The organism is Pontibacter ramchanderi (assembly GCF_002846395.1).
Lineage (GTDB): Bacteria > Bacteroidota > Bacteroidia > Cytophagales > Hymenobacteraceae > Pontibacter > Pontibacter ramchanderi.
In genome coordinates, this window is sequence record NZ_PJMU01000003.1 from 683,444 (window position 1) to 703,889 (window position 20,446).

General features: G+C 52.6%; 16 protein-coding genes. 10 read left to right on the forward strand and 6 right to left on the reverse strand.

Annotated features, from left to right (window positions below; translation table 11 throughout):
• Window positions 1-5: 5 nt before the first annotated feature.
• Window positions 6-1,136 (reverse strand): bifunctional 3-deoxy-7-phosphoheptulonate synthase/chorismate mutase type II, encoded by a 1,131-nt coding sequence (locus BD749_RS15580; protein ID WP_101446024.1) that lies wholly within the window; start codon window positions 1,134-1,136, stop codon window positions 6-8.
• A 173-nt stretch (window positions 1,137-1,309) separates the two neighbouring features.
• Here BD749_RS15580 and BD749_RS15585 point away from each other — a divergent pair, with 173 nt between their 5' ends.
• Complete coding sequence (locus BD749_RS15585) at window positions 1,310-2,497, forward strand: proline dehydrogenase family protein (RefSeq protein WP_101446026.1); 1,188 nt, start codon at window positions 1,310-1,312, stop codon at window positions 2,495-2,497.
• A 214-nt stretch (window positions 2,498-2,711) separates the two neighbouring features.
• On the opposite strand, the gene BD749_RS15590 is transcribed toward BD749_RS15585, so the two are convergent.
• Window positions 2,712-2,960: a hypothetical protein gene (locus tag BD749_RS15590; RefSeq protein ID WP_245869300.1), complete on the reverse strand. Its 249-nt coding sequence runs from the start codon at window positions 2,958-2,960 to the stop codon at window positions 2,712-2,714.
• A 100-nt stretch (window positions 2,961-3,060) separates the two neighbouring features.
• On the opposite strand from BD749_RS15590, the gene BD749_RS15595 reads away from it, so the two are divergent.
• From BD749_RS15595 to BD749_RS15615, 5 genes are all read left to right on the forward strand, one after another.
• Complete coding sequence (locus BD749_RS15595; RefSeq protein WP_101446028.1) at window positions 3,061-3,633, forward strand: RNA polymerase sigma factor; 573 nt, start codon at window positions 3,061-3,063, stop codon at window positions 3,631-3,633.
• 53 nt (window positions 3,634-3,686) lie between these two features.
• Window positions 3,687-4,784: a S1 family peptidase gene (locus BD749_RS15600; RefSeq protein ID WP_101446030.1), complete on the forward strand. Its 1,098-nt coding sequence runs from the start codon at window positions 3,687-3,689 to the stop codon at window positions 4,782-4,784.
• Window positions 4,785-4,964: 180 nt separating this feature from the next.
• Window positions 4,965-5,630: a fasciclin domain-containing protein gene (locus BD749_RS15605; RefSeq protein ID WP_101446032.1), complete on the forward strand. Its 666-nt coding sequence runs from the start codon at window positions 4,965-4,967 to the stop codon at window positions 5,628-5,630.
• A gap of 212 nt (window positions 5,631-5,842) precedes the next feature.
• On the forward strand, window positions 5,843-6,379 hold the full coding sequence (locus tag BD749_RS15610) for a hypothetical protein (RefSeq protein ID WP_101446034.1): 537 nt from the start codon (window positions 5,843-5,845) through the stop codon (window positions 6,377-6,379).
• A 188-nt stretch (window positions 6,380-6,567) separates the two neighbouring features.
• Entirely contained in the window at window positions 6,568-7,152 is a 585-nt protein-coding gene (locus BD749_RS15615; RefSeq protein WP_101446036.1) for a DUF4142 domain-containing protein, read from the forward strand.
• 35 nt (window positions 7,153-7,187) lie between these two features.
• Here BD749_RS15615 and BD749_RS15620 read toward each other — a convergent pair whose 3' ends face one another.
• Entirely contained in the window at window positions 7,188-7,751 is a 564-nt protein-coding gene (locus tag BD749_RS15620; RefSeq protein ID WP_101446039.1) for an arylesterase, read from the reverse strand.
• A gap of 341 nt (window positions 7,752-8,092) precedes the next feature.
• Between BD749_RS15620 and BD749_RS15625 the strand changes: the two genes are divergently transcribed.
• Together BD749_RS15625 and ggt are read left to right on the forward strand one after the other, a co-directional pair.
• Window positions 8,093-10,207, forward strand: coding sequence for a carboxy terminal-processing peptidase (locus BD749_RS15625; protein ID WP_101446041.1), 2,115 nt, complete (start codon window positions 8,093-8,095; stop codon window positions 10,205-10,207).
• 86 nt (window positions 10,208-10,293) lie between these two features.
• On the forward strand, window positions 10,294-12,033 hold the full coding sequence (gene ggt, locus BD749_RS15630; protein ID WP_245869303.1) for a gamma-glutamyltransferase: 1,740 nt from the start codon (window positions 10,294-10,296) through the stop codon (window positions 12,031-12,033).
• Window positions 12,034-12,158: 125 nt separating this feature from the next.
• On the opposite strand, the gene BD749_RS15635 is transcribed toward ggt, so the two are convergent.
• The 3 genes from BD749_RS15635 to BD749_RS15645 all read right to left on the reverse strand — a co-directional run bounded on the left by BD749_RS15635 (window position 12,159) and on the right by BD749_RS15645 (window position 17,441).
• Complete coding sequence (locus BD749_RS15635) at window positions 12,159-12,545, reverse strand: hypothetical protein (RefSeq protein ID WP_101446043.1); 387 nt, start codon at window positions 12,543-12,545, stop codon at window positions 12,159-12,161.
• 152 nt (window positions 12,546-12,697) lie between these two features.
• Entirely contained in the window at window positions 12,698-16,102 is a 3,405-nt protein-coding gene (locus BD749_RS15640; protein ID WP_101446045.1) for a T9SS-dependent choice-of-anchor J family protein, read from the reverse strand.
• Between the two features lie 181 nt (window positions 16,103-16,283).
• On the reverse strand, window positions 16,284-17,441 hold the full coding sequence (locus BD749_RS15645; protein WP_101446047.1) for a trans-sulfuration enzyme family protein: 1,158 nt from the start codon (window positions 17,439-17,441) through the stop codon (window positions 16,284-16,286).
• Between the two features lie 265 nt (window positions 17,442-17,706).
• Here BD749_RS15645 and BD749_RS15650 point away from each other — a divergent pair, with 265 nt between their 5' ends.
• Together BD749_RS15650 and lysS are read left to right on the forward strand one after the other, a co-directional pair.
• Window positions 17,707-18,735 carry a hypothetical protein gene (locus tag BD749_RS15650; protein WP_101446050.1) on the forward strand — a complete coding sequence of 343 codons (1,029 nt, stop codon included), beginning with the start codon at window positions 17,707-17,709 and terminating at the stop codon, window positions 18,733-18,735.
• A 178-nt stretch (window positions 18,736-18,913) separates the two neighbouring features.
• On the forward strand, window positions 18,914-20,440 hold the full coding sequence (gene lysS, locus BD749_RS15655; RefSeq protein WP_101446052.1) for a lysine--tRNA ligase: 1,527 nt from the start codon (window positions 18,914-18,916) through the stop codon (window positions 20,438-20,440).
• Window positions 20,441-20,446: the final 6 nt, after the last annotated feature.

A 20,446-nucleotide genomic window follows, 5' to 3' on the forward strand; every position in this document is an offset into this window, starting at 1 on the left:
TACGCTTACGAAACATGGCCCGGGTTAGTATCGGTTTTTGCTCCCGGATTGCCGGCCTGCATAATGGCGGTCTGCTTACGAATGGACTCCACGTGGATCAGTTTGTAGAGCTCTTCGACAAAGGCCGTGTTTATACCTGCTTCGGCGGCCCAGTCGGCCCGTGTCCGGAAAATCTCTTTCCAGCGTTCGAGCTGCAGCACCTGCACGTTGTTCTGCTTCTTGTACTCCCCTATCTGCTCTACCAAGGCCATACGCCGAGCCAACGCCCCGATCAGGTCATGGTCTGCAGCATCTATTTTCAGGCGCAGTTCCTCCGCCCGGCTTACCAGCTCGGCATCGTCGTAATTCGTTTTGCGCACCTGCAGCTTGTCTAGAATGTCGGCCAAGGCAGCTGGCGTTACCTGCTGCTCCGCATCACTCAGGGCCTCCGCCGGGTTCGGATGCGTCTCGATCATCACGCCGTCGCAGCCCATGTCGAGCGCACGCTGCGACAGCGGGAAGATCAGGTCGCGGGTGCCGCCGATGTGGCTCGGGTCCACGATCACGGGCAGGTTCTGAAAACGGGCCTTCAGCTCAATCGGAATCTGCCAGACCGGTGCGTTGCGGTATTTGGACTTCTGATACGATGAGAAACCCCTGTGAATGGCGGCCAAATCGGTTATACCTGCCTGGTAGATGCGCTCGATTGCCCCGATCCAAAGTGCCAGATCCGGGTTCACGGGGTTTTTCACCATTACTGGCACCTGCACACCCTGCAGCGCATCGGCTATTCCCTGCACGGCAAAGGGGTTCACCGTAGTGCGGGCACCAATCCACAGCACGTCTATACCTTGTTTCAGGGCCTCTTCTACGTGGCGGCCGGTCGCTACTTCGGTCGTCACGCGCATGCCCAGCTCCTCCTTCACGCGGGCCAGCCAGGCCAATCCCTGCAGGCCTACCCCCTCAAATGTGTTGGGGCGGGAACGTGGCTTCCAGATACCGGCTCTGAACAGGTGCACATTCAGTTTTTTCAGGGCCTCGGCCGTCTGCATGACCTGCTGTTCGCTCTCGGCGCTGCAAGGGCCGGCAATCACCAGCGGCCTGCCCCGTTCGGCCAGCAAATTAGAAAAAAAAGTGTCTTTGTTATTGAAGTTCATCCGTGTCAATTGTCCATACAAAGGTACGACAATTAGAACAGATATGCAGCGGATCTGGTTTAAGGGATGACCTACTCCGAAAAACAGTACAAAAATATGCCGTAAGTACCAGGCCGCTATAGTGTATAACGTTAACACTTACATTATCTTTGCGCCGTTTAACACCCTATTACATGAACCCGGTTACCAACGTTTCTTTTGACGATACAGCTGTTGCGTTTTCATCCAAATCCGACACTGAGCTTTATAAAATGTACCTGCTGTTCAAGTCCATGAACAGCAACACCTTTGTGAAAGTGGGCGGCGGCCTGCTCAACACAGCCATCAAACTGCACCTGCCGGTTAAGTTTATCATCAAGCCAACTATTTTCAACCATTTCTGCGGCGGCGAAACGATCGAGGAATCGGAGCGTGCCATCCGGGAGCTGGCCAGGTATAACATCGGCACCATCCTCGATTACTCAGTGGAGGGAGAAGGTTCCGACAAAAGCTTCGATGATACCCGCGACGAGATTCTGCGCACCGTGGAGAAAGCCCGTGGCAACAAGTCGATCCCTTTCTCGGTGTTTAAAGTGACGGGGCTGATGAGTACGGCGCTACTGGAGAAAGTACAGGCAGGCGAAAAATTAACAGTCGAGGAGCAAGCCGCCTATGACCGTGGTCTGAAGCGCGTGCAGGCTATTTGCCAGCGCTGCCACGAAGCCGATGTGCGTGTGTTTGTGGATGCCGAGGAAAGCTGGTTCCAGGACACGATCGACAACATGGCCTACGCCATGATGGAGCTCTACAACAAAGAGAAAGCCATTGTATACAATACCTACCAGCTCTACCGCCACGACCGCCTCGAGGCACTGGCTCGTGACTACGAAAACGCGGTAGCCAAAAACTACATACTCGGAGCAAAACCTGTGCGTGGCGCCTACATGGAAAAAGAACGCAAGCGCGCCGAAGAGCAAGGCTATCCAAGCCCGATCAACCCGACCAAAGCCGCTTCTGACAAATTATACAACGACGGCCTCCGCTTCTGCATCGAGCACATCGACCGCATTTCGCTTTGCGCCGGCACCCATAACGAGGACAGCTGTTACCTGCTGATGGAGCTGATGGAGGAGAAAGGTATAGCTCCAAATGATGAGCGGGTGTATTTCGCCCAGCTTTTCGGCATGAGCGACAACCTGTCTTACAACCTGGCCAATGCCGGTTATAACGTGGCCAAGTACGTGCCTTATGGTCCTGTGGAGGCTGTGATGCCCTATCTACTGCGCCGCGCCAACGAAAACACGGCCATCGCCGGACAGAGCAGCCGCGAGTTTGGCCTGATCAGCAAAGAGATGGAGCGCCGCAAAAAGGCGAGGCGCTAACCGTTGCTTCACTGAAAACAGTGAAAGCTGCTTTGGCAATTGGTCGCCTGGTTTGCGGCAAGTCAGCTTAAGAAGCCTCGCCTGCTCTGACTAGCGATTTAGAAAAGAAGGAAGGCTCAGCTGAGCTGTACAAAAAATAAGAAGGCCCTGCATTGCTGCAGGGCCTTCTTATGTGTTTAGAACTATAAGGTATAATCCGTAGTTCTGCTATTGATTACTGTACAGTTACAGTAGAGTCAGTCTCAACAGTTGTAGTCTCAACAGTAGAGTCAGCTTCAACTTCTTCAGTAACAACTTCTTCTTCAGTAGTTACTTCAGTTTCTACAGCTTCAGTTTCAGTTGCAGTTTCTTCAGTGTTGCAAGCTGTGAAAGCTACCAGGGCGAATGCTACGAAAGCGAATTTGAACAAATTTTTCATTTTGTGTTTGTGATTAAGTGTTTTGGTTTCGAATTTGAACTTCATACCGGAAACCCGGATAGGTAACCCGGCTTTTTTTATTTTTTTAAAATATTTTTTTTGTTGGGTTACAAAAAGGGGCCTGGCGTATTAAAATCAGAACGGCATGAGGAAGAGTTTGTATGAGACGGATGAGGCGATCATGGAGGGAATCCGGAATGACGATGACCGCGCACTCGCACATCTGTATAAGCTGCACTTCCCGATGATCTCTCATTTCATCATCAGTAACAGTGGAACTGATGATGAGGCAAAAGACATTTACCAGGAAGGCGTGATCGTCTTTTACGAGAAGATCAAAGGCAACAGCCTGGAACTCAGCTGCCAGATCAAGACGTACCTCTACTCGGTGTGCCGCCGGCTGTGGCTCAAGCGACTGGCTGAGAAGGGCCGCTACGCCAACCGCATAGAGGACTCTGAGAACTATCTGTCGCTGGAAGAGGACGTGCCGCAGCACGAGGAGAACGAGCGGCAGTTTGGCGTGATGGCCGAAGCGCTGGACCAACTGGGCGAACCCTGCCGTACCTTGCTCGAGGACTTTTACATTCGGGCAAAAGGCATGCAGGATATTGTGGAGAAGTTTGGCTACACGAACACAGACACGGCCAAAAACCAAAAGTACAAGTGTCTGCAGCGCCTCAAGAAGCTGTTCTTCACCTCTTACAAACCAGAGGTATAGCATCGGCGAGATTGAATTTCAGCACCTTGTAAAAAAGGTATTTATATAAAACCATGTTTGACCACCGCATATACGAGCAAATAGAGCGCTACCTGGCCGGCACGATGCCTGCCGAGGAGAAAGCCGCCTTTGAGGCGCTGTTGCTCACCGACCTGCGGCTTGCTGACCAGGTACAGGAACACCGCCAAGTACTGCAGGCCATGCAACATTATGGCCAGCGCCAGCAGTTGCGCCATAAACTCAACCGCATCCATACAGAAATGGAGACCGGCTCGACAACCATCGCCAGCGAACTGACTGCCTGGAAGGTTTTCTTCAGAAAGCACGCGCAAACCATGGCCGTTGCCGCCAGCGTTTCGCTGCTGTCTGTTTTTGGCACGCTGTGGAGTGTGCAGCAAATGAAGAAACCGGTACAGCAGCAGACAGCCCGCTACGTAGAACTGCGTCGTGAAGTAGAGAAGATCAAAAAAGAACAGCGTGCCATTATCAATGGCATCGCCAGCGCAGATGCCGCCGCACCGGCTCCGCGTTCGGCACGCTTCAGTGGAACCGGCTTCGCCATCAGCCCAGACGGTTATATCGTTACCAGCTCGCACGTTATCCAGGGCGCCGACTCTATCCTGATCGAGAACAAGGCTGGCCTAAAGTATAAGGTAACGGAAGTGCATCGCAACACCGACTACGACCTGACCATCCTAAAAGTGGAAGATCCTGCCTTCGCTGGTTTCGGTAAGCTACCTTATACCTTCAAAACGGCATCTTCTGATCTGGGCGAGCGTGTGTATACCCTCGGTTTCCCACGCGAGGACATCGTATTTGGTGAAGGCTCGCTGAGTTCTGCTTCTGGTTTCGAGGGCGATACCACTTCCTATCAGATCTCTATCCCGCTCAACCCGGGTAACAGTGGCGGACCGCTGCTCGATGAAAAAGGTAATATCATTGGTGTTATCAACGGTAAGCAGGCCGGACAGGAAGGTGCCGCCTTCGCCGTGAAATCATCTTACCTGCTGCAAATGGTAAGCGAAATGAAGGAGAGAGAAAACGGCCTTACCGTAACCCTGCCGCAGCAAAATAACCTGAGCAACGCTTCCAGAACCCAGCAATTAAAGAAACTTCAGGACTATATCTTTGTCGTGAAAGTTTATAATTAAGACACGACAGTATTGCTTTATTGCAATACCATAGAGGACTATCTGTTATCTAAACACAGATAGTCCTCTTTTTTTATAACTTTTTTAAAAAGATGCAGTTAAATAGACAATGTATATCCTGACAAAAGGTGTACAATTTATTTAATCATGAACCATAAAGTAACGACTATGAAAATGCGAATGCTAAAACCTCTTGCCGCTGTATTTGCCGCCGGCTTTTTATACAGCTGCGCTAGCACAAACGACTCCATGGACACCACTGCCATGGATGAGACCACAACCATGAGCGAAACCACCACCATGGCCGGTGATGATACTACTACAGAAACAGAGGTAAGTACTGAGACTACTACCACAACCAATACGAATGCTACTGGCACAATGGGCGCCACTGCCGAGACAAGCTCTATGGCTATTCTGGACGCCGCCAGAACGAAGAGCGAAATCTCTACTTTTATGGAGTTGATACAGGCAGCCAATATTGCAGCCGCTTTTCAGCAGGAAGGTGAGTTTACCATCTTTGCTCCAAACAACGAGGCTTTCAAGCAGCTTCCTGCCGGTCAGCTGGAGTACCTTAAAAAGCCAGAAAACAGAAACGAACTGATCCAGATACTGCAGGCCCACATCATTTCGGGCAAAGTGACCACTGCTCAGCTGGAGACTAATCAGCGTATCCAGGTTGGACAGGACGACTATATTGAAGTGGCTTCCTCAGGTGCCAACCCGAATGCATTTACCATTGGCGGTGCCAACATTGTAGAGTCTAACATTGAGGCAAACAATGGTGTGATTCATGTGGTAGACCGTGTACTGGTAACTGCCGACCAGGTGTCTGACGATAAGTAATCAATAGCACATAGTGCTTTAACAGAAAAGCCTTCCGATTCGGAGGGCTTTTCTGTTATACGCCCGCAAAAATTGACTGATTAAGAGGTTCCAAACCCACATTGCTATACCTGTTTTTGCAACCATAGACTAGGTCAGCCGTTACAATAAACTAGTCTGTAAAAAAAGCAGGCACACTTAAACTATACTCATACAAACTTAAAAATTCAACTATGGAAAGACAAAGCAATGCGAGCATGATGACTGCCATGTTCCGTGACCGTGACAGCGCCGAGCGCGCCTATGAAGAACTTCGCGCACGTGGGTACGACAAAGACGATATCAATGTAGTACTGTCTGACGAGGGCCGCAAGCGTCACTTTAGCGGCGACCTGGACCGCGACGGCGATACAGAGCTAGGCAATAAATCACTGGAAGGAGCCGGAGCAGGATCGGCCATTGGTGGTACGCTTGGTGCCATTGTTGGTGCTGTGGCCGCCATTGGTACGTCAGTAGCTATACCTGGCCTGGGTCTGGTAGTGGCAGGCCCGCTGGCAGCTGCGCTGGCCGGTGCCGGTGCCGGTGGCCTTACAGGCGGCCTGATCGGAGCGCTGGTAGGTGCCGGTATACCTGAGGAACGCGCCAAGGTATACGAAGAAGGCGTGAAAGAAGGAAACATTGTGCTGGGCTTTAAGCCGCGCACGGCAGAGGATGCCCGCTATTTCGAGGAGCATTTCCAAAAGCACCGCGGAGAGCATATTTATTACTAAGGCCCCGTGCCTTACCTGTATCAAAGGCTTGGCTTTTCCCTTGTGGCAAAGTCGAGCCTTTGTGCTTTTTAAACCATCCCGCTCGCCCTGCTGCGAAAGGCACCGCAATGAAAAAACGAACATCTACCGCCCATTTTCCCGTATGCCCTAAAAACACTAAAGAATATCTAAAAGCAAAAAATAAGACTATGAAAAACCTATGGATGGCAGCCACCCTTGTAATGGGCGGGATTGCCTTTGCATCCTGCAGCTCCGAAACGCAGGAAACAGACACCACAGCCAATGTAGACACCGAACTGAATGCAACTGCTGTTGCAGATTCAACCCTGAACGAAGACAAGCGGGAGTTTATGGGCAAAGCCTACAGCATCAGCACCCAACAGGTAGAACTGGGCAAACTGGCAGTCGAGAAAGGCACCACAGACCAAATACGGAACTATGGCCAGCAGATGGTAGACCTCTATTCCAAGAAGTTGGAAGAACTACAGGACATGTCTGGGCAGTATAGCGTTACCCTGCCTCAACAAATGGAAGAAGACCACGCAGGCCGCGTACAGGAACTCCGCGATAAAAACACAGATGAGTTTGACCGTGCCTATTGGGACACTGTAGTGGATGCGCACAAGGACGCGCTCAGCGTTTTCGAGGATAATGTGAAGGATATTGAGGAGACAGACAACACAACATTTAACCTGTGGGCGCGCAACACCACCAAAGAGATCAGGGCGCAGATGGAAAACGCCATGCGTTTCCGGCAGGGTAGCAGAAACTAACACAAGCACAGGCGGCGCTTACAGTGCCGCCTTTTTTAATCGCCTTTCTTTAACAGCTTCTGCAGCACAGTCCAGGTATGGCGGGCCAGCAGCTTCTGCCCTGCTGCATTGGGGTGCACGCCATCCGGCAGGTTGAGGTGCCGCATGCCGGCCACCCCCTCCAGCAAAAAAGGCACAAAAGCAACATTATTCTTGATAGCCAGTTCCCTGAACAGTTTTCGGAACTCCGCGGCGTAGCGTCCTGGCACAATGTCCGGAATCTCCATACCTGACAAAATGATCTGGGCATCCGGATGTTTGTGTTTCACTTTGTCGATGATCTGTTGCAAGTTCTGGGATGTTTCCCGGGCAGGTATACCGCGCAGCCCGTCGTTGGCCCCGAGCGCCAGCACAAAAATATCGATCGGGGCAGAAAGCCAGCGGTCCACCCGGTACAGGCCACTGGCCGTGGTATCCCCGCTTATACCTGCATTGATCACGGTATAGGCATCGTAGCCCTCCTCCTTCAACTTCTCCTGTATGAGCGAGGGATAGGCCTGCGCTGTTGGCAGTCCGTACCCCGCTGTGAGGCTATCCCCGAAAAAAAGTATTGTTTTCATAGTTTTCTGGTCTGGCTATACCTGACTGGGCGGTTGCCGTAACTGTTGCTCTGGGCGTGAAAAAGCCCCGCCATGAAGAGCTGCAAACAGCATGAATCAACCCCAAGCCCCGAGGTTTAAGCATGCTCCGGAAACGAAAAAAAAGTCAGAACAGTTATATGATCAAGTGAGGCTTTGCGTAAAACAAGGAGGCAATATGATTGTTTATGCTTTGCCGACGCGCTGCTTTGCGATAAAGCTATATTTATACTACATTAGGACTCGCCTAAAAGAAATGCCCGTGGCCTCATCTGCGGCACTACTTTTGCGTAGATACTGTGTGGTCCAACTAACTTAATTAGATGCTATCCTTGACAACCCGATTAAAAATATTCCTTTCTGTACTGGCCGTGGTCCTACTCACGGGTTCTTTTATCCTGTACAGCAAAAACAATACGACACCTGCCGGCAAAAACGAGATTCTGATCAAGGCCCTGATGCAGGGTTTGAGCACTATGCACTACAAGCCGGAGAAAGTAGACGACGAATTTTCAAAAAAAGCCTTTAAGCTATACCTGGACCGCCTCGATTTCAACAAGAAGTTTCTGCTGGAGTCAGACGTGGCCATGCTGCGCAAGTACGAAACACAGATCGATGACCAGCTGCGTGCCGGCTCGTTTGAGTTTTTCGACATCTCGGCCGACCTGATCGAGAAGCGCACCAAGGAATCTGAGGCTTTTTACAAAGACATTCTGTCAAAGCCATTCGATTTCTCAAAAGAAGAAAACATTGAGCTGGACGGCAAGAAACTGAAGTTCGCCAAAGACAAAAACGAACTAAAAGAAGCCTGGAGAAAGCAGCTGAAGTACCAGACACTGGTGCGACTGGCCGATATGCAGAAGCAACAAGAAAAAGCCACTGCCAGTGCAGATAACAAGGAAACACGCAAAACCTTTGAGCAGATGGAAGCCGAGGCTCGCGAAAAGGTGATGACCGCCTACAACGAGCTTTACAAGCGCCTGGACCAGGTTACCCGCGATGATCGTCGTTCGACTTACATCAACGCAGTGGCCAACGTGTACGACCCGCATACCGGCTACTTCCCTCCTAAAGCCAAGAAAGACTTCGATATTGAGTTTACAGGTCGCCTGGAAGGTATAGGGGCCTCGCTGCAGGAAAAAGACGGACAGATCAAAGTATTTGAGATTGTACCGGGTAGCCCGTCCTACATGCAGGGCGATCTAAAGCCGGGTGATGCGATCCAGAAAGTTGCCCAGGGCAACGGCGACCCGGTATTGGTAGAAGGTATGCGCCTGGACGACGCCATTCAGCTGATCCGCGGTAAGAAAGGCACGGAGGTACGTTTGACGGTGCGCAAGCCAGATGGCAGCACACGCGTTATCCCGATCATCAGAGACGTGATCGTGTTCGAAGAGACCTACGCCCAAAGCGCGATGATCGATGATCAGCAAAAGATCGGCTATATCAAGCTGCCTGGCTTCTACGCCGACTTTGAGCGCAACGGTGGCCGTAACAGCGGCGAAGATGTGAAAGCCGAAATCGCGAAACTGAAAGCGGCAGGTATGCAGGGACTGGTACTAGACCTCCGTAACAACGGTGGTGGTTCGCTCGCCGATGCGGTGGAGATGGCTGGCCTGTTCATTGACCAGGGCCCGATCGTGCAGATCCGTACCTCTTCTGGCAAAACCGTGGTGCTCGACGACCGCGACCCTGAAGTGCAGTATGCCGGCCCACTGGTGGTGATGGTGAACTCCAACAGCGCCTCCGCCTCCGAGATTCTGGCAGCTGCCATGCAGGACTACAAACGCGCCGTAATTGTTGGCACCCCTACTTTTGGTAAAGGCACTGTGCAGCAGTTTGTTGAGATTGACGAAGCCCTGCCATCACAGTTTGACCCATACAAGCCGTTTGGAGCACTTAAGCTAACGATCCAGAAGTTCTATCGCATCAACGGGGGCACAACCCAGTTGCGCGGCGTAACACCTGATGTGATTCTGCCAGACGCTTACAGCTTCCTCGAGTTCGGTGAGAAAGAACAGGAATACGCCCTTGCGTTCGACGAAATCTCACCAGCCCGCTACAAGCCTTGGACGCGTTCTAAGCTGAACATTCCGGCTATCCAGGCCAGCAGCAAGAGTCGCGTTTCAGGCAACGAAAGCTTCAATGTTATCCAGAAGAGCGGCGAAAGGCTGAAAAAGCAGGCAGACAATACTTCCCGCTCCCTGAGCCTGAAGAAGTACATGGAAGAGGAGAAGAAGAGCGAAGTAGCCAACAAGCAACTGGAAGACGCTCAGAAGAACGTTCCGGTACTGAACGTGGCACGCCTTAAGTCTGATTTGCAGGCTATTTCGGGAGACACAGCCAAAATGGCCCGTAACAAGGATTTCCTGAAGTCGCTACAGAAGGATGTGTATGTGGAGGAAGCCGTGGCGATCATCAAAAACGACATCAAGTAATTGCCCTCATTTGGCAATAAGCAGAAAGCCGGCTATGTAGATAGCCGGCTTTTTTTTATTTTGCATCTTCGCCTTACCTATACCTTATGAAACACTTCAACCCACTCCGGGGCTTCCGATCGAAGCGCTATACCTTGTCTTGCGTTGCTGCCGTACTTCTGGCTTTTTCTGGTTGCGCTCCCCGCCCTCAAACCCAGGCAGAAGCCGGGAAGCAGGGCGTAGTAGCCGACAAGGCGATGGTCGTGTCTGCCCACCCGGATGCCTCTGAGATTGGCCTGGAAATCCTGCGCAAAGGCGGTAACGCCTACGACGCCGCGATCGCGACACAGTTTGCCCTGGCCGTCTGCTACCCGGTGGCGGGCAACATTGGGGGCGGTGGCTTTTTGGTGTACCGCCACCATACCGGCGAAACCGGCGCACTTGACTTCAGAGAGAAAGCTCCCGCTGCCGCTCACCGCGACATGTACCTCGACTCGCTGGGCAATGTGATCCCAAACCTGAGTCTGCTGGGCCACCTGGCAGCTGGCGTGCCCGGTTCGGTTGATGGCATGATCAAACTCCACGAAAAGCTTGGCTCTATGCCTTTTGCCGAACTGGTGCAGCCCTCTATCGACCTGGCGCGGCGTGGTGTGGTGCTGACGGCGCGTGAGGCCCGCATGCTTAACAGTGCCCGCGAGGAGATGATCGCATACAACAAGCATACCCCCTACCTGACACGTGAGCAAGCCTGGCAAACCGGCGACACGCTCTTCCACCTGGACCTGGCACGCACCCTGGAGCACATCCGCGACAAGGGCCGCGATGGTTTTTATGCCGGCGAAACAGCTGACCTGATCGTGAAAGAAATGCAGCGTGGCGGCGGTCTGGTGTCGCACCAGGACCTGCGCGACTACAACGCCGTGTGGCGCACCCCGATCACGGGGCAGTACAAAGACCTGAAAGTAACGTCGATGTCGCCGCCCTCCAGCGGAGGTATAGCCCTGATGCAGTTGCTCACCATGGTGGAGCCTTACGACCTGAAAAGCTACGGCTGGCAACAGCCCCAAACGATCCAGGTCATGACCGAAGCTCAGCGCCGCGTATACGCCGACCGCGCCACCTACCTCGGAGACCCGGACTTTTACAAGGTGCCGAGCAATGGCCTGCTGGATCGTAGCTACCTGCAGGCCCGCATGCAGACTGTGGATTTGGAACGTGCCACGCCGTCATCAGAAGTGAAAGCAGGCAAGCTGCCCATCTACGAATCAGACCAAACGACCCATTTCAGCATCGTAGACCAGTTTGGCAATGCCGCCTCCATCACCACGACCATCAACGGGGGCTATGGCTCCATGGTAGTAGTGGAAGGCGCCGGTTTCCTGCTCAACAACGAAATGGATGACTTTAGCGCTAAGCCGGGAGTGCCGAACATGTTTGGCCTGATCGGTGGCGAGGCGAACTCCGTGCAGCCCGGGAAACGCATGCTCAGCGCCATGACTCCAACTATACTGGAGAAAAACGGCAAGCTCTTTATGGTGGTAGGCACGCCGGGCGGCTCCACTATCATCACCTCTGTCTTCCAGACCATCCTGAACGTGGTAGAGCACGGCATGACCATGCAAGAGGCCGTGGCTGCCCCACGCTTCCACCACCAGTGGCTACCGGACGAGATACAGCACGAACCGGATGCGATTTCTCCTGAAGTGCGCCAGGTACTAGAAAGCAAAGGCTACAAACTCAAGCAACGGAACCGATACGGCGCCGTGGAAGGTATCCTGGTGCTGCCCAACGGCAAACTCGAAGGCGGTGCCGATCCGCGCGGCGACGACACAGCTGTTGGCTTCTAAATGTTTTTTGGACAAAGGACTTTTTGACAAAAGACAAAGGACGATCTTTTAATGATTATAAAAAAAGAGAGCCTGCAGGTATAGCACCTGCGGGCTCTCTTTTTGGAATTGGTTTATTTCTTCCCTTAGCTGTTTTTACGTTTTTCAATGAACCCGCCAATGTAAGTAGCCATGGCGGCTATACCTGTGGTGCTCATCAGGCCAAACATCAACTTGCGGCGGTTGAGGGTGGCAGTGTCGAACTTCGTTTCTGTTTCGGTATCCGACAGGGCAGCCTGCAGGAACGAGCGCAGTGTCTGGACGAGCAGGAGGCCTGTGATACCGACTGCCACGTGAGCCATGGCCTGATCACCTTTTTCCAGGTTCTTGCTCAGCAATAGCAGCCCGCTTCCGGCCACTGCAGGTATAAGGGCCGTCTTCGGTCGCTTCTCGTTCAGGAAGTAGCTGCTCAGACCTGTCCCGATTAGCGTGGCAGCGTGCACATTGTTGATGATTTGAGGTTTATCTAGCATAGTCGTCTTCATTGGTTTTCTAGTTCATACCGATTGTCAGGCGGCTTGGTTATACCTCTACAAACGCCCTCGGCCATGAAACTGCTATACCTGCGCAAAAAAAGCGGCCTACCGCATGACGGTAGGCCGCTTCCTAATATAAGTAACTTCGCTTAGTTTCTAACCAGTTTGGCCTGGTACACTTTGCCTTGTACCAACACCTGCACGTAGTACATGCCATTGCGCAGGCCAGCTACCTTCTCGTTCAGCTGCTGCTGCACGCTGCTCAGGTTACCGCTCAGCTCGTACATTTTGGTACCGTTGGCAGAGCGCAGCTCCAGCGTCATCTCTTCCATCACCGATACTTCAGCCGGCAACGAGATGTTCACCACAGCGCCCTGTGTCGGGTTTGGATACAGACGGAAAGCCAGATCCTGGCCATTGGCTATACCTACCGGGAAGTCGTTGTCGCGGATGGCGAGCGTGAAGCTGCGGGCGGCGGCTGCCATACCCAGGTCCGTTGTCACATTGTTGATGTAGAACGACACCTGTTCGGTTGGCTCTGTCAGCTTGTCGTCTGCTATGCTTACCTCGAACGAAGCAGTTGAAGCGTAGGCAGGCACCTCCACGGCGATTACGTTGCTGGCGGCCACTGGGGCAGTCGTGTAGTCAACGGCAGTGGCAGTAGCACCGTCCTTCACTGTCAGGTATACGGTATGCGCCTTTGGCTGCGCGGCTGAGATGTCCATGGTCACAGTGACAGGTGCATCGCCCTCCGTGGCAGTCAGGGTTGGTGCTGAGAAAGCAACTGCTGGCGTAGCCCCGAAGCTGAAGCGGGCTGAAACCGGCACGTGGTCCGACGTAGTGTTTCTGTAGTTCGGAATAAGGCTCAACAACTGGTTCTCAATCGCAATCGACTCCTCAATGTATTCATCCACCAAAGACTTCGACACGATGATGTGGTCCAGGAAGCTTTGGAAAGAACCCGAGGCATAGGTATAGCCACCGGCCACGCTCAGGTCGTAGGTCAGGGCTTTGTAGTTGTTGTCGAGCACAAACGAGTTTAGGGAAGAAGGCAGGTTGTTCACCACCGAGATGTCTACATCCTCGTTCATGTCGCCCAGCATCACCAGGTTCACGTTCGGATACTGTGCCGCCAGGCTGTCTTTTAACACCTGCACGTCATACTTGCGCTGGTTGTAAGGCGTCACGTTGGTGCCGGAGTTGGCACGGGTATGGAGGTTCACCACATAGATCTGCTGTGTCACGCCGTTCACGGTGGCTTCCAGTTCTACCAGCAATGGCAGGCGACCACTGGCCCAGAAGCTGGTCTGCGCTGCAGGGTAGTCAGGCAAGGTAGCTGTACCGGCCAGCACATCCTGATACAGTTTGTGGAGCAGCACTTTCTGGCTCTTCACTTTCACAACGTCTTTCTTGTAAGCAACATACAACTTCTGTGGCACCAGGTTGCGGCTTGGGTCCCAAGAGTATGAATGCACATCGGAGCGAACAAAATCATAAGCAGGGAGTTCTGCCATCAGGCTAGCCATGGCGGCATCGTTTGCAATCTCCTGGAAGGCCACGATGTCGGCGTCCAGTGTCTGAAGGGCTTTTTTAGCATTGGCGAACTGGAGTTCCTCGTTATCCGGACCAAGTTCTGCACCTCTGTCGTCTTTGTCAGCGCCAAACCACTCCAGGTTCCAGGACACGATATCCAGCGTGCTGCTCTTTGGCAGGGAGGTACCAGTCAGGACTCCTTTCACTACGGTGAAGTCGCCGCTTGAGTAAGTCAGCTGGCCAGTGGAGCGGAGCTTGGTGCTGCCTGGCTTGTAGCGTACGTACACTTGATTCGTGGCGCCTGCCTCAGCAGCAGTGTAAAAGAGTGAGGAAGCGTAGGTCTGACCGTTCTTGGAAAGCTCGAAATCGGTTCCTACAGACAGGGTCATGCCTGCCGGGTAGCCCAGTGCTGAGAAATTGAAGGCATAGGGAGCTGATGCGTTCGGTACTTCCACCAGACCGAAATCAACGCTGAACTCGTTGGCTACCAGCAGTTGGTCTACGTTCTCAACGGCAAAGTCGTCCAGCGTCCAACGAGCGGCATTCAGGTCCACACCGGAGGTATAGACGAAGGCTACATGCACCGCAGAGCCTTTGTAGGCCGTCAGGTTCACGATGGATTGCTTCCAAACGTCAGAAGCGGCAGCCGGGAAGTCGCCATTCAGCTCGGTCCAGGTGGCAGTGGCTGGTGCGCTGGTGCCATCGTAGTTTGTCGACACCATCAGTTTCAGGCCAGGGCCCTGGAAGGCGGTTCTGGTCCAGAAGGAAAGGGCGGCAATGTTAAAGGCAGACAAATCCAGTGCAGGCGAAATCAGCCAGTCCTCGTTGTCGCGGGCACTGCCGGCAAAGCCGTTAATCTGCACACCGTTGTTGCGTCCGCTGGTTTCAGTTTCTCTACCGAAAGTCGTGCAGCCCCATAACTGGTCGCCGGTTACGCTGTAGGCCTTCCAGCCACCTGGCAGTGCGGTACCGCAGTTGTTGAAGTTCTGTACATACGGGCTAACCGCATTGGCAGACAGCTCAGTTACAGCCGTGGCTATACCTGTGCCGCTATGCGCAATTGTGCCAGTCAAGGCTCCTAAAGTAGTTGGCGTCACGCGTACAAACACGGTTGGGTTGGCAGCCATCTCCTCAGCAGAGAAAGAGATGCTGGCAGCGAAACCAGATGTAGCTTGCTTGGAGACCATAAAGCCACCAGTAGCCGACAGTTGTACGTTGCCGGTGATGTTGGCACTGGCCAAGGTATAGGAAGAAACGTTTGGCTGGTTCAACACCACATCGCCAAAAGCCAGTGATGCCGGAGCCAGCACGATGGGATTCTTACTGTCGCTCAGGCTGCTCACTTCGATATTGTCTATGGCAAAGCTCGGTCTGGAACCGCCGCCGCTTATTTGGCGGGATGCCCAGCGCAGCTGCACCAACTCCTGGTTTTCAGCCGCCTCTGGTAGGGTTATAGTAAAAGTCTCTACTTTTTGTGGCGCTGTGTTACCGCTCGTAGTCCACTTTTCTGTGTTGTTCTGGTACGCAGTGCCGTCCAGGTTGATAAAATCGCCGCTTGTACCAACGCGGTACTGCAGCACCACTTCGTTGATACGCGTGTTGCTACCGCCATCATACGGATTGCGCAGCGTCATCATCTCAAACGACACTTTCACGGCCTGTTTTTGCAGGGTGCTGATGGCGAACGCCAGGCTTAGGTCAACCGACCCACTGTTCAGAAAGCCTATTTTGCCATTGTAGTTATGAACGGAGCCGTTGGTAGTAGTGGATGTGCTACTTCCCAGCATCGCTCTGTCTGCAGTTGCCGGAGTCGTTCTGAAGTTCGCGCCAGGACTAGTAGACAATAACCATCCCTGCCATCCGTCAGGATAAGCAGTGGACGCATGCTCCAGGCTGGAAAAGTCCTGCGAGTAAGGCAGCGACTGTGGCTGCGGATTGGTCTGCGCTAATGCTTCGCCGCCGGCCAAAAAGGCACAGCAGGCCAACACAAAAGCAGACGCCTTGTGTAAATGTTTAAACATAGGTATAAGAGAGATTTGATTGGTGACGTGTGAGGCGCACGAAAGTGTACTGCACTGTCGTGCAATGGGATACGGGCACAGAGTGGCGCTTGAAAATCCATCGATTGCAAAGGTAAGCAGACGTTTTCAATCCAATGTTACCAAATCATCAATATTATTCCAAGTGTATATTATAACTTAACTATACCTTGCTTAAAGCCTGTTCGATGTCCTTGATCAGGTAGTCGGCATCTTCCAGGCCAATGTAAAATCGTACCAAGTTGAAGTCAAGCTTGCCTTTGTGGCTGCCGTTGCTGTAGTAGGCCGCCGCCGGGTAGATCAGCGACTCGTGTCCTCCCCACGAAGCGGCCATCAGGAAATGCTGCAGGCTGTTGCAGAACGCTTCTATCTTCTGCATATCATCTGTTTTGAGAGCAATCGTGAACTGCCCGGTGTTATTGCGGAGCTGTTTTTTTGTGAGCTCAAATTGCGGGTTGGTGGGCAGGAAAGGATAATAGATCTTTTCGACCTTCTCTTGCTGCTGCAACCAGTCCACTACCTTTCGGGTGGTAGCCGCAACCCGCTCCATTCGGAGAGGCAAAGTACGCAGGCCGCGCAGAAGCAGCCAGGCATCGTGAGGCGCCAAGATCGCGCCCAGCGTCATAAATTCCCGCTCAAATATCTTGTTAATCATGTCACGGCTGCCGCAGATGACGCCTCCCATGGTATCGGAATGCCCACCGATGTACTTGGTGCAGGAGTGCACCACCAGGTCCACACCCATTTGCAGCGGATTCTGGTTAAGCGGAGAGGCAAAGCTGTTGTCGATAACGGTGCTGCAGCCATGTGCTTTGCCTAGTGCCGCCACGGCTTCTATATCCTGCTGCTCGAAGGTAAAGGAATTGGGGCTCTCCAGGTATAGCAACTTGGTGTTGGGGCGCATCGCCTTCCGGTAATTCTCAATGTCAGTACCGTCTACCATGGTCACCTCTACCCCGAACCGGGGCAGAAAGCGGTTCATCAGCACATTGGTCCAGCCGTAGGGTTTCTCGATGCACACCACATGGTCACCTGCCTTGAGTTGCGAGAGCACCGCCGCCGACACTGCCGCTATACCGCTCCCGAAGGCAATGGCGTGCTCCGCTCCCTCCAGGGCCGCCATCTTTTTCTCGAACATGGTTACGGTGGGGTTATTGCCGCGGGTATACAGGTATGACTCAGCCTCGTTCTGTAACATGCGTCGCATATCGTCTACCGTTTTACTGGCAAAATTACTCGTCTGCAGGATGGGCGGCGCTACTGAATTGTAATACAGTTCCCGGTCTTCGCCCAACTCGTTGAGGATGTAAGATAGCTCCATGGTATAGCGGATTGGTCCCCCTCTTGTACTCTCTTTTCCGGTTTCAGGTTGTTCACGCTCCCTCCCACTTTTGCTTCTGGTAACAGGTATAGATACTGTAAAAACATCCCCCTTAAAGCGCCTTTTACAAAAACCTGAAAGGTGCTTGAAAAACATTTTTCACAACCATTGCAAACGCTTGATTATCAACTATTTAAAATGAATAAATCTATGCAATTATACCTAAAATTTGCAACTGTTAGGGTGCTGAAAATGTTGTAATTACATGAAAGAGAAAGAAGAAGAAAACATCATATCCATGTATCCGGAAGAGCAGAAGCAGCTGGACAAGGAGTGGTATAAATCCATTCCGGCGCAGGTGTTCCTGAACTACTTTTTTGCGATCAATTACCACCTCGACCACTACGAAGGAATGGGGCTACAGCAGCTAGCTTATTTTAAGGAAGTGCCTGCCGAGCTACCCGAAGAAGATGTGGAAGCTATAAAGAAACTGTTGTTGAACAGCTGGAACACAGAGTATGCTTTGCGTACCACAGCCGAGCTGGGCGATGAGAATTATATCCGCAACGCCTTGCACTGGACGTTTCCGCAGGCTTATTATACCGTGTTTGCGAGCTTACAGGCTTTCCTGCATACCCGCCAGATCAAGACGAGCAACGAGTCGCTGGTGATGCGCGAAGCGGGTCGCCTTATCGTGAAAAATGCTTACCCGCAGGCGATGAGCTTCTATGCATCGGGGCATTACGACGATTTCCGTATTAACCGTTTGCCACTGGCGCACTATAAGCCGGGTTTGCAGATTGCAGGCAAAGAGTTGGAAGCGCAGTCGCAGATCGGACAGTTTCTGAAGACGACACGCCGCATGAAGGCAAAAGCTGTGCGTCAGCAGGTACAGGCGAACCCGAACACCGCTATCCGCAGCAGCCGCACAGGCGAGGTGTTGCAGAAGTTCGGTCCGCAGCATTGGCAGCAGCTGACCTGGCGCATGGGCTATACCACGCTCTTCGACTTGCTGGCCAGGTTGCGCATCTCCAACTCACACCGCGAGATCGAGCGCTTTGTGCAGGCCGACATCGACTTCAGGCTGTTCCACGAGTCACTGTTGCAGATCGTGAGCTACCTCAACGGCATACACGAGTGCTATGTGGCCCAGGCCATGAGCTTGCAGCAGTATGAGGCTTTTGTGCAGGAACTGCCAGCCTATCTGCAGAACTCGTTTGTGGCAGCCAGGTTGCAAGACAGAGTAAAACCGCTTTTGCAGGACGACGAGCAGCAACTCCGCACAGCTGCTTAAGTCCGATTTGTTCTACTACATATATAGGAGCCCCGGTGAGTTTTGCTTGCCGGGGCTTTTACTTTTCTCGCCGCAACCAGGTAACAGTCAACAATCAGCAATTTAATGTTTAAAAGCTCCTGTTTATTTAGCAATTTTGCAGTTTATATATAACAGTCACCATTAGTACTAAAATCGCATGCAACTCAGCGAACAGGAACTACGCAGACGCCACGAGCGCGAAGAGCTGGAGAAAATGGGCATCAACCCATATCCATCCGAAACATTTGAAGTGACGGCCACGGCCAAAGAGATAAAGGAGAATTTCGATAAGGATAAGAACAACTACCAGGAAGTAACCCTGGCGGGTCGCTTAATGAGCCGCCGCGTGATGGGCAAGGCCTCGTTTGCGGAGCTCATGGACAGCACGGGCCGGATCCAGATCTACGTATCGCGCGACGACATTGCACCGGGCGAGAACAAGGATATGTACAACACCGTGTTCAAGAAAATGCTCGACATCGGTGATTTCATCGGCATCAAAGGCTATGCGTTCGTAACGCAGGTTGGTGAGATCTCAGTGCACGTAACAGACCTGAAAGTACTGACCAAATCGCTGCGTCCGCTGCCGATTGTGAAGCGTGAGATCGACGAGAACGGCAACGAGATCGTGCACGATGGTTTTACGGATCCGGAGCTGCGTTACCGTCAGCGCTACGTCGACCTCATCGTGAACCCGCACGTGCGCGAGACGTTCAAAAAGCGTACGCAATTGGTCAGTACCATGCGCAACTTCCTTGCAGAGAAAGGTTACCTGGAGGTGGAGACCCCAATTCTGCAGCCTATCCATGGTGGCGCGGCAGCCCGTCCGTTCAAGACGCACCACAACACACTGGACATGACGCTATACCTGCGTATTGCCAACGAGCTATACCTGAAGCGCCTGATCGTAGGTGGTTTTGACGGCGTATTCGAGTTTGCCAAAGACTTCCGCAACGAAGGCATGAGCCGCTTCCACAATCCGGAGTTTACAGTAATGGAGCTGTACGTTACCTACAAGGACTACAACTGGATGATGGATTTGGTGGAAGAAATGGTAGAGAAAGTAGCCTTGGCTTTGCATGGTAAAACAGAAGTGCAGGTAGGTGAGAATATCATCAACTTCGCACGCCCCTGGAAGCGCTACACCATGTACGAAGCCATTGAGCACTTCACAAAGATCGATATCTCGAACATGGAGGAGCCGGAACTGCGCCAGGCCGCGCAGCAGTTGGGCATCCATGTTGACCCAACGATGGGCAAAGCCAAAATCATTGACGAGATTTTCGGTGAAACAGCAGAGCCAAACCTGATCCAACCGACCTTTATTACAGACTACCCTGTAGAGATGAGCCCGCTGGCCAAGAAGCACCGCGACAAGCCAGGCCTAGTGGAGCGATTTGAGGCAATCTGTAACGGTAAGGAAATCTGCAACGCCTTCTCTGAGTTGAATGACCCGGTAGACCAGCGTGCCCGCTTTGAAGAGCAGCTGGAGCTGGCGAAACGCGGCGACGTGGAAGCCATGGCCCTGGACGAAGATTTCCTTCGCGCCCTGGAGTACGGCATGCCACCAACCGCTGGTTTGGGTGTTGGCATCGACCGCCTGACCATGATCATGACGAACTCCAACTCCATTCAGGATGTGCTGTTCTTCCCGCAGATGAAGCCCGAGAGAAGAGAAGAGTAAGAAGCA

Bases quoted from the DNA above. Each gene is read 5' to 3' on its own strand.
- BD749_RS15580 (WP_101446024.1), bottom strand. From the start codon at position 1,136: ATGAACTTCAATAACAAAGACACTTTTTTTTCTAATTTGCTGGCCGAA.
- BD749_RS15595 (WP_101446028.1), top strand. From the start codon at position 3,061: ATGAGGAAGAGTTTGTATGAGACGGATGAGGCGATCATGGAGGGAATC.
- BD749_RS15610 (WP_101446034.1), top strand. From the start codon at position 5,843: ATGGAAAGACAAAGCAATGCGAGCATGATGACTGCCATGTTCCGTGAC.
- BD749_RS15615 (WP_101446036.1), top strand. From the start codon at position 6,568: ATGAAAAACCTATGGATGGCAGCCACCCTTGTAATGGGCGGGATTGCC.
- BD749_RS15590 (WP_245869300.1), bottom strand. From the start codon at position 2,960: ATGAAGTTCAAATTCGAAACCAAAACACTTAATCACAAACACAAAATG.
- BD749_RS15640 (WP_101446045.1), bottom strand. From the start codon at position 16,102: ATGTTTAAACATTTACACAAGGCGTCTGCTTTTGTGTTGGCCTGCTGT.
- BD749_RS15600 (WP_101446030.1), top strand. From the start codon at position 3,687: ATGTTTGACCACCGCATATACGAGCAAATAGAGCGCTACCTGGCCGGC.
- BD749_RS15620 (WP_101446039.1), bottom strand. From the start codon at position 7,751: ATGAAAACAATACTTTTTTTCGGGGATAGCCTCACAGCGGGGTACGGA.
- BD749_RS15625 (WP_101446041.1), top strand. From the start codon at position 8,093: ATGCTATCCTTGACAACCCGATTAAAAATATTCCTTTCTGTACTGGCC.
- BD749_RS15635 (WP_101446043.1), bottom strand. From the start codon at position 12,545: ATGCTAGATAAACCTCAAATCATCAACAATGTGCACGCTGCCACGCTA.
- ggt (WP_245869303.1), top strand. From the start codon at position 10,294: ATGAAACACTTCAACCCACTCCGGGGCTTCCGATCGAAGCGCTATACC.
- BD749_RS15645 (WP_101446047.1), bottom strand. From the start codon at position 17,441: ATGGAGCTATCTTACATCCTCAACGAGTTGGGCGAAGACCGGGAACTG.
- lysS (WP_101446052.1), top strand. From the start codon at position 18,914: ATGCAACTCAGCGAACAGGAACTACGCAGACGCCACGAGCGCGAAGAG.
- BD749_RS15650 (WP_101446050.1), top strand. From the start codon at position 17,707: ATGAAAGAGAAAGAAGAAGAAAACATCATATCCATGTATCCGGAAGAG.
- BD749_RS15585 (WP_101446026.1), top strand. From the start codon at position 1,310: ATGAACCCGGTTACCAACGTTTCTTTTGACGATACAGCTGTTGCGTTT.
- BD749_RS15605 (WP_101446032.1), top strand. From the start codon at position 4,965: ATGCTAAAACCTCTTGCCGCTGTATTTGCCGCCGGCTTTTTATACAGC.